We start from the raw sequence: 13,106 nt of genomic DNA, 5'->3' as shown, positions 1-13,106 counted from the left end.
CGCTGTTCAAGCAACACGCGATGTTCGATGCCCGCCTGGCGGCCACTGTCGCTTGACGAGAACCATAGAACCTCAGGGCGAACGGAGTGAGGACCAGGGCGGCCGAACCCAGCCGTTCGGGCGCAGCGTCGAGGTGGAGGATGACGGTGTGCGTGCGGAGGTGCCATTCGCGGCGCCGTGCAGTGCGGCAAGCACGTCGGTGGAAAGCGAGCACCCGCCGTGTGCACCAAGCCGGTCGGCGCGAGCGTGCACCGGGAGCACGCATGCCGGCGCCCTCCGCCGGTTAGCACCCCCTGCCGGTGGTCATCCGATGAAGTTGGCACTTGGCAGGACAAGCAACAAGAGTCGTGGGCCAGCCAATGAGCAAGTCACCCTGGCCCAACCACCGAACACACGCAATCCCGGCTCACCATCCAACACGAAGCGCCCAGCAGAGGCCCCCGACAAGAACAACGAACTCAAGCCAGCCGCGCACCCCGCGACATGCGACGCCCATCCGCCACGGCCGCCGCGAACAGCGCCAGCCCGGCCAGCGCCAGCAGCGCGCCCACCCAGCCCGTGGAGGTCCATCCAAGCCCCGCGTCGATGGCCACGCCGCCCAGCCAGGCGCCCAGCGCGTTGGCCATGTTGAAGGCCGAATGGTTCAGCGCCGCGGCGAGGGTCTGGGCGTCGCCGGCCACGTCCATCAGCCGGATCTGCAGCGCCGGGCCGATGGCCACCAGCGTGCCGACCAGCAGGATGTTGATCGATGCCGCCACCGGATGGTGGGCCGTGACCGAGAAGGCCGCCAGCACCACCGCCGCATAGGCCAGGATGCCGCCGATGGTCGGCATCAGCGCCCGGTCGGCCAGGCGCGCGCCGACCAAGTTGCCCGCCACCATGCCGACACCGAACAGCGCCAGCACCAGCGGCACGCGGCCCACCGACAGGCCGGCCACCTCGGTCAGCGTGGGCTTGACGTAGCTGAACACGCAGAACATGCCGCCGAAGCCGATGGCCGCGATGCCCAGGGTGAACCACACCTGGCGCCGGCGCAGCGCGCCCAGCTCGCGCATGGGGCTGGCACCGTGCGCCGCCGCCATGTCGGGCACCCACAGGCGGATCAACAGCACCGCCGCGGCGGCGATCAGGCCCACGAAGACGAAGGCGGCGCGCCAGCCGAAGTGCTGGCCCAGCCAGGCGGCGATGGGCACGCCCACCAGGGTGGCGCCGGTCAGCCCCAGCATCACCAGCCCGACCGCCCGCGCCCGCTGCCCGGGCGGTGCCAGCGCCGCCGCCACCAGCGCCGCGACGCCGAAATAGGTGCCGTGCGGCAGGCCGGTCAACAGGCGCAGGCCCAGCAGCGACAGGTAGTCCGGTGCGAGGGCGCTGGCGATGTTGCCGATGGCATAGAAGGCCATCAGCGCCATCAGCAGCACGCGACGGCGCCAGCCCGCGGCCAGCGCCGCCAGCACCGGCGCGCCCACCACCACGCCCAGCGCATAGGCGCTGATCGCGTGGCCGGCCTGCGGAATGCTGGTGCCGATGTCGCGCGCCACCTCGGGCAGCAGGCCCATGATCACGAACTCGCCCGTGCCGATGGAGAAACCGCCCAGACCCAGGGCGAGCACGGCGCGCAGCAGCGTGCGTTCGGATTGGGCGTCGGCGAGGGAAGCGGCGGAAGTCATGGGCAAAGCGCGGGACAGAACAGGGCGCAGGACGCCTGCCGGCATTGCCGATCGGCAAGTGGAACCGGCAGTCGGCCAAGGATGAGGGAAAACCCGGGAATCGCCGACCCTAACAGCGTCGGCGGGCACGGCGGCGACAGGGGGGCGAATCCGGGTCGGCAGGCGGGGTCTTCCCGTGCGGCGGTTGCGGACGGCCACGGAGCACCGTCTGGGGCCGCACGGCGCCCCATGCCGTCACGCGCGGCGCGTCGTACGCCCGTGGAGCGGCAGTGGCCCCGAGCGGCATCAGCCCGCCACCGTGTGCACGCCCGGCGAGCCGTGCTCGACCACGAAGCGCGCCAGCCGGCTCACGCCGGAATCGACGCGCCGGATGTCGTCCACCGCGCGGAACTCCACGCGCGCCTCGGCCGGCGCCAGCGTGGCCAGCGCATAGCCGCGCACGTCGCCACGGCCCCAGCGCAGCTGCGGGTTGTTGGCCTGCAGCGCCGCCACCGTCGCCATCGACGGGCCCTGCGAGCTGATGGAGCCGCCCACGAACTCGGTGGCCAGCGGCGCGGCATCGCCGGGGCGCTGCAGGTCGGCGGCCCAGAAGCAGTGCACGTCACCGCTGAGCACCAGCGCGTTGCGCTCGGCGCGCGCCGCCAGCGCGCCGTACAGGCGCTCGCGGTTGGCGGCGCAGCCGTCCCAGCCGTCGACCCAGTAGCCGCGCTCCTCGCCACGGCTGCGCGGGGCGGTGGCCATCAGCGTCTGCTGCGCGATCAGCGTCCAGCGGCCCTGGGCGCGCGCCAGGCCCTGGTAGAGCCAGGCCTCCTGCTCGGCGCCCAGGTAGCTTCGGCTGGCGGCGCTGCGCTCGTCGCAGTCGACGAAGCCCTTGTTGCCGGTCACCGGCACGCAGGGATGGGCCGAGCGGTACTGGCGGCCGTCGAGCACGAAGAGTTCGGCCATGCCGCCCATCTGCCAGCGGCCGTGGATGCGGGCCTGCACGCCCTGCGGGCGCATCCAGGCCGGCACCGGCATGTGCTCGTACCAGGCCTGGTAGGCGGCCGCGCGCAGGGCCATGAACTGCGCCGGATCGGGCGTCTGCGGCGAGCGGTCGTTGGCATAGTCGTTCTGCACCTCGTGGTCGTCCCAGGTGACGAACCAGGGGAAGGCCGCATGCGCCGCCTGCAGGTCGGCGTCGCCCTTGTACAGGGCGTAGCGGTTGCGGTAGCCGGCCAGGTCCTGCGGCAGGCCGGCTTCGTGGCGGCGCACGTGGTGGCGGCCCCAGGAGGACTCGTAGATGTAGTCGCCCAGATGCACCACCGCATCCAGGTCATGCGTGGCCATGTCGCGGTAGGCGCTGTAGAAGCCCTGCTCGTACTGCTGACAGGAGCCGAAGGCCAGCCGCAGCGGCTGCGCGTCCTGCAGCGCCCGCGCGGTGCGGGTACGGCCGACGGGGCTGCGCATGCCCTGCGCCGTGAAGCGGTACCAGTAGTCGCGGCCGGGGGCCAGGCCCGCGACCTCGACGTGCACCGAGTGCGCCAGGTCGGCCACCGCGATGGCCCGTCCGCGGGCGACGATGCGGACGAAGCGGTCGTCCTCGGCCAGCTCCCAGTCCACCGGCACCGGCGCCTCGTCCATGCCGCCGCCCGCCAGCGGCTCGGGGGCGAGCCGGGTCCACAGCACCACGCCCTCGGCCGTGGGGCAGCCGGAGGCCACGCCCAGCGTGAAGAGCGGCCGGCTGTCGCCGCCTTGGGCATGCAATCGGAGGAAGGGGGCGGCAAGCGCCGCGCCCGCCGCGCCTTGCAGCAGGCGACGGCGGGAGAGCTGCGACAGGAGTCGGACGGAAGACGGCATGGCCCGATCATGCTCGCTGCGCCTTGCCGCCAGCTGTCCTTGCCGGCGCACCCCTGGCAGGGGCCGCCGCCCCGGGCAAGGCGCGGAACGATGGAGGCCCCACCCCCGCGGGATGCTGCGCTCAGTGTCCGGACGCGCCCGATGCGCCGAGCCCGGTCTCCGACCGCACCTGCTGCGCAGGGAAGGCCGCGCGTTCGGCCGCGGCCTGGCGGCTTCGGTCGAGCAGGCTGAACAGCCAGATGCCCGCGAAGCCGATGGCCATGGAGAACAGCGCCGGCGAGGTGTAGGGGAACAGCGCCGAGCCCTTGGGATAGCCCAGCGTCGCCTCCCACACCGAGGGCGAGACGATGGTCAGCCCCACCGAGGCCGCCAGGCCCAGCGTGCCGCCGATCACCGCGCCGCGCGTGGTGCAGTCCTTCCACAGCACGCTCATGAACAGCACCGGGAAGTTGGCCGAGGCTGCGATGGCGAAGGCCAGCGACACCATGAAGGCGATGTTCTGCTTCTCGAAGGCGATGCCCAGCAGCACCGCGATCACGCCCAGCGCCACGGTGGTGATGCGCGAGACGCGCAACTCGTCGCGCGGCTCGGCACGGCCCTGCTTGATCAGCGTGGCATAGAGATCGTGCGACACCGCCGAGGCGCCCGACAGCGTCAGCCCCGCCACCACCGCCAGGATGGTCGCGAAGGCCACCGCCGAGATGAAGCCGAAGAACACGTTGCCGCCCACCGCCTTGGCCACCAGCACGGCCGCCATGTTGGTCGCCCCGGCACCGCCGTGGATCACCCCCGTGGCCACGTTGGCGAACTCCGGGTTGGTCAGCACCAGCGTGATGGCGCCGAAGCCGATGATGAAGATCAGCAGGTAGAAGTAGCCGATCCACACCGTGGCCCAGCCCACCGACTTGCGGGCCTCCTTGGCGTCGGGCACGGTGAAGAAGCGCATCAGGATGTGCGGCAGCCCGGCCGTGCCGAACATCAGCGCCATGCCGAAGCTGATGGCCGAGATCGGGTCCTTGACGAAGCCGCCCGGCCCCATGATGGCCAGCCCGATGCTGCGTGCCTCTTCAGGCGACTTGCCGGCATTGGCCGCGATCTGCGTGCGCACCTCGACCGACTTGGCGAACAGCGCCTCGGGGCTGAAGTGGAAAGCCGCCAGCACCATCACCGCCATGAAGGTCACGCCGGCCAGCAGCATCACGGCCTTGATGATCTGCACCCAGGTGGTGGCCGTCATGCCGCCGAAGAGCACGTAGACCATCATCAGCGCGCCCACGATCACCACCGCCACCCAGTAGTCCAGGCCGAACAGCAGCTTGATGAGCTGGCCCGCGCCCACCATCTGGGCGATCAGGTAGAAGGCCACCACCACCAGCGTGCCGCTGGCCGCGAAGGCGCGGATGGGGCCGGGCCGGAAGCGGTAGCCGGCCACGTCGGCGAAGGTGAACTTGCCCAGGTTGCGCAGCCGCTCGGCCATCAGGAAGGTGAGCACCGGCCAGCCCACGAGGAAGCCGATGGAGTAGATCAGTCCGTCGTAGCCGGTGGCCATGACGGCGGCGGAGATGCCCAGAAAGGAGGCCGCCGACATGTAGTCGCCCGCGATGGCCAGGCCGTTCTGGAAGCCGGTGATGCCACCGCCCGCGGTGTAGAAGTCGGCCGCCGAGCGCGTGCGCTTGGCGGCCCACTTGGTGATGTAGAGCGTGCCCGCCACGAACACCATGAACATGCCGATGGCGATCCAGTTGGTGGGCTGCTTGGCCACCTGGCCGACGTCGCCGCCTGCGGCGTGGGCCAGGCCGGCCAGCATGAGTAGCGCGGCCGGCGCCAGGCGGGCCGCCGTGGAACGGAAGGAGAGACGCGTCATTGGCCGGCCTCCTTCAGGATCTCGGCCGTGAGCCGGTCGAACTCGCCATTGGCGCGGCGGATGTAGGCCAGCGTGATGACGATGGTGAAGACGATCACGCCCAGGCCGATGGGAATGCCCAGCGTGGTCACGCCCTGGCCGATGGGCCGCGCGAGGAAGGGCTTGTCGAAGGCGATCAGCGCGACATAGCCGTAGTAGACGAGCAGCATGATCGCGGTGAGCCAGCCGCCCAGGCGGTTGCGGCGCCGCCGCAGCTCAAGGTATTTGGGATGGGAGCGGATGCGCTCCGCGACCGGGTCTTTCATGGGGTTGTCTCCTGGCATCTGGAATGAGCCTGTGCTGCATTCTTCGATGCCGGTCCCGGCGCGCGGACCCGGCGCAATCATTCGTCACATTGAAAGCCAAGTCGCGAAACGAGGCTTGCGTGGAACTGACGACGAGGCTCAGTCCCACTCCACGTTGGCCGCGAACAGGTAGCCCGCGCCGTAGACCGTCTTGATGACCTGCGGCGCCTCGGTGTCGGCCTCGATCTTCTTGCGCAGGCGCGAGATGCGCACGTCGATGCTGCGGTCGGTGGGCAGCAGGTCGCGGGTGCCCAGCAGCTGCTCGCGCGTCAGGATCTGGTGCGGCCGTTCCATGAAGCTGCGCAGCACCTGCGCCTCGGCCGTGCCCAGCAGGTGCTCGGTGCCGTCCGGCGCAGTGAGCACGTGTGAGGCCCAGTCGATGCACCAGCCGTTGAAGCGCGCCCGGCGACGCTGGGTGGCCGCAGCAGCGCCCGCCTGGCCGCGGCGGCGCAGGATGCTGCGCACCCGCGCCACCAGCTCGCGCGCCTCGAAGGGCTTGGTCACGTAGTCGTCGCCACCCAGCTCCAGGCCCATCACGCGGTCGGCGGGGTGGCCGCGGCCGGTGAGGATCAACACGCCGGCGCTGCTGGCCGCCGAGATGCGTCGCATCAGGTCCAGCCCGTCCATGTCGGGCAGGCCGAGGTCGATGATGCACAGGTCGGGCTTTTCCACCTGCAGCCGGCGCAGTGCCGCCGCCCCGCTGGCGAAGACTTCGCAGGCGAAGCCGAAGTCCTGCAGCGTGGCGCGCACGATGCGCGCGACCTCGGGCTCGTCCTCGATCACATAGATCAGGTCGGACGCGCCGCCCTCGTCGTGGGCACCGGGGCTGCGCGCACCCGGTGCTGGGGGTATGCCGTGGCGTGGCGTATTCATGGTCGTCGTCTCCCTTCCTCGATGGCCCGCGCGAGTTGCTCGGCGGTGAATGGCTTGGTGATCACGGGCACGCCCGCCGGACGGGCGATGGCCTCGGGCGCGTGGCCACTCATCAGCACCACGGACGGTGCCGGCGCGCCGTCCGACGCCGGCAAGGCGCAGGCGGCGGTGGCCACGGCGACGCCGTCGACCGGGCCGTGCATCTGCACGTCCGACAGCACCAGCGCCAGGCCGGGCATGTGGGCCAGCAGCTGCAGCGCCTCGGCGCCGCTCTCGGCCTCCAACACCGAGTAGCCCAGCTCCAGCAGGCTGCGTCGGATCACGCGGCGCACCTGCGCGTCGTCGTCGGCCAGCAGCGCCAGGCCCTGCGAGGCCGGCGCTGCGGCCTGGCCCGGGGGCAGTTCGTCGGCTGCGGTCGGGGGTGCCTCCGCCGCGGGCAGCCACAGCGTGACGGTGGTGCCCTGCCCCGGCGCGCTGCGCAGGTCGATGGCACCGCCCGACTGGCGGATGAAGCCGTAGACGACGGCCATGCCGAGGCCCGTGCCGCTGCCCGGCGGCTTGGTGGTGAAGAAGGGCTCGAACACGCGGGCGAGCGTGTCGGCGTCCATGCCGCAGCCATCGTCCTGCACCTCGATGCACACGCAGTCGCCGGCCGACATCTGCAGCGGCGCCGCCCGGGCGGCGTCGAGCCGGGCAGCGCGCGCCCGCAGCACGATGCGGCCCAGCGGCCCGGTGGCGTCGCGCGCGTTCAGGATCAGGTTGACCAGCGCCTGCTCGAGCAGCGTAGCGTCGATCCAAGTCCACAGCGCCGAAGGGCCGGCGTCCACCTCCAGCGCCAGCGTGTCGGGCAGCGCGCGGCGCACGAGGCGCGCCACCGTCTCGATGAGCGCGCCCACATGCACCGAGGCCGCCTGCAGCGGCTGCCGGCGCGCGAAGCTCAGCAGCGCCCGCACCAGCTCGGCGCCACGGCGCGCAGCGTCCAGCGCGGGCTGGGCGAACTCGCGCGTGGTCTCGTCGGCGGCGCCGCGGCGCAGCAGCGCATCGAGGTTGCCGATCACCACCGTGAGGATGTTGTTGAAGTCGTGCGCCAGGCCGCCGGTGAGGTGGCCGAGCGATTCCAGCTTCTGCGCCCGCGCCACCAGCTCCTGGGCGCGGCGCTGCTCGGTGATGTCGAAGGTGAGCTCGAAGCAGCCCGCCACGCGGCCGTCAGCGGCGCGCTCGGGCGCGAGCGAGGTGCGCACCGTGCGGATCTGGCCGTCCTGCGTGCACAGGTCGTAGGCAAAGCTCTGTGGTTCGCCCGCCAGTGCGCGCATGACATGCGGGCGCACATGCGCATAGACCGCCTCGCCCAGGAAGCGCCGCGCACTCACGCCCTCGGGCCGAGCGGTGTCGACCCCGAACCAGTCCGCGTAGCCGCGGTTGAGGTAGCGGTAGACGCGCCCGGCGTCGAAGTACGCCACCAGCGCCGGGATGGAGTCCATCACCAGCCGCACGCGCTGCTCGCTGCGTTGCAGTTCTGTGGTTCGCGCGGTGACGCGGCTTTCCAGCTCGGCGTTCTGGCGACGGATGGTGGCCTCCGCGCGGTGGCGCTCGGTGACGTCGGAATACAGGGTGACGAAGCCAAGGCCCGGCACGGGCTGGCCGCGGATGCGCAGCACGCGGCCATCGGGTCGGACCCGCTCGACGTCGTGCGGCTCGAAGCGCCGCGCCAGCGCCATGCGCGCCTCCACCAGCTGTTCGGGGTCGCCCGGGCCGTAGTCGCCGCGGCGGGCGTTGAATTCCATGAAGTCGCGGAACGGGGCACCCAGCCACACCAACGCGGGCGGAAAGTCCAGCAGCCGCAGGTAGGCCTTGTTCCAGGCCACCAGGCGCAGCTCGGCATCGAAGATGGAGATGCCGTCGTCCAGCATGTCCAGGCCGGTCTGCAGCGTGACGTAGCGCTGCAGGGGCGCCGGGCCGCCGCCGTCTTCGGCTGCAGCAGGGCTGCAAACATTCGTCATATTCGGCGGCGTCTCCTGCAATCTTCGGGGTTCATCCTTGCGGCGGCGGAGTCTGCTGCATGTGGCTGACCCCAAGCCAACAAATGACCGCCGTCGAACGATGGCACGACTGCGCAGGAGACAAGCTTGACGCACATCAATCCCTACGACCTGGGCCTGGACCGCAATGCGGCCAATTTCGTGGCGCTGACGCCGCTGTCCTTCCTGGCGCGGGCGGCGCATGTGTTTCCGCAGCGCACCGCGCTCATCTATGGCGAGCTGCGGCAGAGCTGGGCCACCACCTACGAGCGCTGCCGGCGCCTGGCCAGCGCCCTGGCCCAGCGCGGCGTGGGCCCTGGCGACACGGTGGCCTGCATGCTGCCCAACGTGCCGGCCATGTACGAGGCCCACTTCGGCGTGCCCATGACGGGCGCCGTGCTCAACACGCTCAACACCCGGCTCGACGCGCAGGCCATCGCCTTCATGCTCCAGCATGGCGAGGCCAAGGTGCTGCTCGTGGACCGCGAGTACGCCGGCGTGGTGGCGCAGGCGCTGAGCGCCCTGGGCGCGCACCGGCCGCTGGTGATCGAGGTGGAGGACGAGACGGCACCGCCCGGCGCCCGGCTGGGCGAGATCGGCTACGAGGCCCTGCTCGCCTTCGGCGACCCCGCCTTCGACTGGCAGCCGCCTTCCGACGAATGGAACGCCATCGCCCTCAACTACACGAGCGGCACCACCGGCAATCCCAAGGGCGTGGTCACCCACCACCGCGGCGCCTACCTCAACGCCGCCAGCAACGCCCTGGCCTGGAACCTGCCTCAGGGCGCGGTCTACCTGTGGACCCTGCCGATGTTTCACTGCAACGGCTGGTGCTTTCCATGGACCACGGCGCTGATGGCCTGCACCAGCGTGTGCCTGCGGCGCGTCGATCCCGCGGTGATCTACGGGCTGATCCGCGAGCACCGCATCACGCACCTGTGCGGCGCGCCCATCGTCTACAGCCTGCTCATTGCCGCGCCCGCCGCGCTGCGCGCGGGCATCGACCATCCGGTACAGGGCCTGGTGGCCGGGGCAGCGCCACCGGCCGCCGTGATTGAGGGCTGCGAGGCCGCGGGCATCGCCATCACCCATGTCTACGGCCTGACCGAGGTCTACGGCCCGTCCGCCGTGTGCGCGCAGAAGCCCGAGTGGGCGCAGCTGCCGCCGGTCGAGCGTGCGCGGCTCAACGGCCGCCAGGGCGTGCCCTATCCGCTGCAGGAGGCGGTGACGGTGCTCGACCCCGCCACGCTGCAGCCCGTGCCGGCCGACGGCGAGACGGTGGGCGAGATCTTCTTCCGCGGCAATGCGGTGATGAAGGGCTACCTCAAGAACCCGCGCGCCACCGAGGAAGCCTTTGCCGGCGGCTGGTTCCACACCGGCGACCTGGGCGTGCTGCATCCCGACGGCTACGTGAAGATCACCGACCGCAGCAAGGACGTGATCATCTCGGGCGGCGAGAACATCTCGTCCATCGAGGTGGAGGACGCGCTGCACCACCACCCCGCCGTGCTCACCGCCGCCGTGGTGGCCATGCCCGATGCCAAGTGGGGCGAGGTGCCCTGCGCCTTCGTCGAGCTCAAGCCAGGCGCCACGGTGGACGAGGCCACGCTGCTGGACTTCTGCCGGCCGCTGCTGGCGCGCTTCAAGATGCCCAAGCGGATCGTCTTCGGCGAGCTGCCCAAGACCTCCACCGGCAAGACCCAGAAGTTCGTGCTGCGCGAGCGGGTGCACTCCGCCAGCGCCATCGAATGACCCCCTTTTCCTCCATGGAGACGACCATGAGCGACACCGCCGCCCTCTATCCCCCGCCCCTCGTCCTGGCCGCGAAGGCCCATGTCTCCGGCCGCGCCGCCTACGACCGCCTGGTGGCCGAGGCCGAGGCCGACCCCGAGGGTTACTGGGGCCGCCTGGCCCGCGAGTATGTGGGCTGGAAGACGCCCTTCACCCGCGTGCTGGATGACAGCCGGGCGCCCTTCTTCGAATGGTTCAACGACGGCACCCTCAACGCCAGCTGGAACTGCCTGGAGCGCAACATCGAGCGCGGCCTGGGCGCCAAGACGGCACTGATCTTCGAGGCCGACGACGGTGCCGTCACGCACGTCAGCTACCGCCAGCTGCTGGTGCGGGTCAACCGCATCGCCAACGGGCTGCGCGCCCTGGGGGTCAAGAAGGGCGACCGCGTCGTCATCTATATGGCCATGTCCATCGACGGCGTGGCGGCCATGCAGGCCTGCGCGCGCATCGGCGCCATCCACTCGGTGGTGTTCGGCGGCTTTTCGGCCCATGCCCTGCGCGACCGCATCGCCGACACCGGCGCCTGCGTGGTCATCACGGCCGACCAGCAGGTGCGCGGCGGCAAGCAGCTGCCGCTCAAGGCCATCGTGGACGAGGCGCTGGCCCAGGGCGGCTGCGCCAGCGTGCGGCATGTGGTGGTGGCCCGGCGCACCGGTGCGGCCGTGCCCTTCCAGGCGCCGCGCGACCTGTGGCTGGACGAGCTGGTCGACGGCCAGAGCGAGCATTGCGAGCCCGAATGGGTGGAGGCGGAGCATCCGCTCTTCCTGCTCTACACCTCGGGCTCCACCGGCACGCCCAAGGGCGTGCAGCACGCCACCGGCGGCTACCTGCTGCATTCGGCCCTGACCTGCCACTGGACCTTCGACATGAAGGCCGACGACATCTTCTGGTGCACCGCCGACATCGGCTGGGTGACGGGCCACACCTACATCGCCTACGGGCCGCTGATGCTGGGCGCGACGCAGATCGTGTTCGAGGGCGTGCCGACGTACCCCGATGCGGGCCGCTTCTGGAAGATGATCGAGGCGCACCGCGCGACGATCTTCTACACGGCGCCGACGGCCATCCGCTCGCTCATCAAGGCGGCCGAGGCCAACGAGGCGGTGCACCCGGCCCGCTACGATCTGTCGAGCCTGCGCATCCTGGGTTCGGTGGGCGAGCCGATCAACCCGGCCGCCTGGACCTGGTACCACCAGCATGTCGGCGGCGGGCGCTGCCCCATCGTCGACACCTTCTGGCAGACGGAGACGGGCGGGCACATGATCACGCCGCTGCCGGGCGCGACGGACCTGGTGCCGGGCTCGTGCACCCTGCCCTTCCCGGGCATCGCGGCGGCGGTGGTGGACGAGACGGGCAACGATCTGCCCTGGGGGCAGGGCGGCATCCTGGTGGTCAAGCGGCCCTGGCCGTCGATGATCCGCACGATCTGGGGCAATCCGGAGCGCTTCCGCAAGGGCTACTTTCCGGAAGAATTCCAGGGCCGCTACTACCTGGCGGGCGATGGTGCGATCCGCGATGCGACGACGGGCTACTTCACGATCACGGGCCGCATCGACGATGTGCTGAACGTGTCGGGCCACCGCATGGGCACGATGGAGATCGAGTCGGCCCTGGTGGCCAAGACCGACCTGGTGGCCGAGGCCGCGGTGGTGGGCCGTCCGGACGACACCACGGGCGAGGCGATCTGTGCCTTCGTGGTGCTCAAGCGGCCGCGCCCGACGGGCGAGGAGGCGAAGGCACTGGCGAACGAGTTGCGCAACTGGGTGGCCAAGGAGATCGGGCCGATCGCCAAGCCCAAGGACATCCGCTTCGGCGACAACCTGCCGAAGACGCGCAGCGGCAAGATCATGCGCCGGCTGTTGCGCAGCATCGCCAAGGGTGAGGCGATCACGCAGGACACCTCGACGCTGGAGAACCCGGCGATCCTGGAGCAGTTGGCGCAGGCGAACTGAGGGGGGCTGGTCGGGCGGGTCGTTCCGGTCATTCCGGTCATTCCGGTCATTCCGGTCTTTCCGGTCGCATCGGTGCATCGGTGCATCGGTCGCACCAGTCGCACCAGTCGCACCAATCGCACCAATCGCACCAATCGCACCAATCGTCGGAACGGTAACCCGGCAGAGGACGTCGGCATGCGCGCTCCCGGTGCACGCTCGCGCCGACCGGCTTGCCTCACCACACGGGTGCTCGCTCTCCACCGACGCGCCTGCCGCACTGCACGGCGCCGCGAATGGCACCTCCGCACGCACACCGCCATCCTCCGCCTCGACGCTGCGCGCGAGTCCTCCCCTTTTCAGGTCGCGGGGCCGTGAAGCCCTTGAGCCCTTGAGCCCTTGAGCCCTTGAGGCATTGAGGCATTGAGGCATTGAGGCATTGAGGCATTGAGTCTTTGAGTCATGGAGTCATGGAGCCACGGAGTCGTGGAGTCATCGGGTCACGCGGCAATGCGGCAATGCGAGCCAGTCGACCCCAGACCGTTCGGGCTGAGGTTCTATGGTTCTCGTCAAGTGTTGGCAGCGGCCAAGCGGGGGGCGAACATCACCTGTCGCTTGAACAGCGAGAAGGCCACGCGCATGAGCTTTCGGGCCAGCACCACCAGAGCCGCAGTCGTGCTCAGCCCCTTGCTGCGCTGCGCTTGGTAGAAGCTCTTCCACGTCTTCGTGCGCGCCGCCGACATCGCCGCGGCGTACAGCAGGCGCCGACTCTCGGGCCA

Annotated in this window: 8 protein-coding genes and 1 pseudogene; 2 read left to right on the top strand and 7 right to left on the bottom strand. The window is 70.7% G+C overall.

What is annotated here, in order from left to right; all coding sequences use genetic code 11:
• Positions 1–458: 458 nt before the first annotated feature.
• The 6 genes from ACT54X_RS28615 to ACT54X_RS28590 form a co-directional block, all read right to left on the bottom strand.
• On the bottom strand, positions 459–1,667 hold the full coding sequence (locus tag ACT54X_RS28615; protein ID WP_294378918.1) for an MFS transporter: 1,209 nt from the start codon (positions 1,665–1,667) through the stop codon (positions 459–461).
• A gap of 285 nt (positions 1,668–1,952) precedes the next feature.
• On the bottom strand, positions 1,953–3,503 hold the full coding sequence (locus ACT54X_RS28610; protein WP_294378919.1) for an alkaline phosphatase D family protein: 1,551 nt from the start codon (positions 3,501–3,503) through the stop codon (positions 1,953–1,955).
• Between the two features lie 121 nt (positions 3,504–3,624).
• Positions 3,625–5,367, bottom strand: a complete 1,743-nt coding sequence (locus tag ACT54X_RS28605; protein WP_294378921.1) for a cation acetate symporter — start codon at positions 5,365–5,367, stop codon at positions 3,625–3,627.
• Complete coding sequence (locus ACT54X_RS28600; protein WP_017760087.1) at positions 5,364–5,672, bottom strand: DUF485 domain-containing protein; 309 nt, start codon at positions 5,670–5,672, stop codon at positions 5,364–5,366. The genes ACT54X_RS28605 and ACT54X_RS28600 overlap by 4 nt, the downstream gene beginning before the upstream one ends.
• Positions 5,673–5,810: 138 nt before the next feature.
• Positions 5,811–6,584, bottom strand: coding sequence for a response regulator transcription factor (locus ACT54X_RS28595; protein WP_294378926.1), 774 nt, complete (start codon positions 6,582–6,584; stop codon positions 5,811–5,813).
• A complete protein-coding gene (locus ACT54X_RS28590) occupies positions 6,581–8,584 on the bottom strand; it encodes a hybrid sensor histidine kinase/response regulator (RefSeq protein ID WP_294378928.1) in 2,004 nt (667 codons plus the stop codon). Before ACT54X_RS28590 ends, ACT54X_RS28595 begins: the two co-directional genes overlap by 4 nt.
• A 126-nt stretch (positions 8,585–8,710) precedes the next feature.
• Between ACT54X_RS28590 and ACT54X_RS28585 the strand changes: the two genes are divergently transcribed.
• Together ACT54X_RS28585 and acs are read left to right on the top strand one after the other, a co-directional pair.
• Entirely contained in the window at positions 8,711–10,354 is a 1,644-nt protein-coding gene (locus tag ACT54X_RS28585; RefSeq protein ID WP_294378930.1) for an acyl-CoA synthetase, read from the top strand.
• A 26-nt stretch (positions 10,355–10,380) separates the two neighbouring features.
• Positions 10,381–12,348 carry an acetate--CoA ligase gene (acs, locus tag ACT54X_RS28580; RefSeq protein WP_476350014.1) on the top strand — a complete coding sequence of 656 codons (1,968 nt, stop codon included), beginning with the start codon at positions 10,381–10,383 and terminating at the stop codon, positions 12,346–12,348.
• 548 nt (positions 12,349–12,896) lie between these two features.
• Here acs and ACT54X_RS28575 read toward each other — a convergent pair.
• Positions 12,897–13,106: pseudogene (locus ACT54X_RS28575) on the bottom strand (hypothetical protein); the annotation flags it as partial.

The sequence above is a fragment of the Pseudacidovorax sp. DMC4 genome, assembly GCF_056314265.1.
The sequence above is the reverse complement of the archived record's forward strand: the minus strand, read 5'-3'. Positions and strand labels throughout refer to the sequence as shown.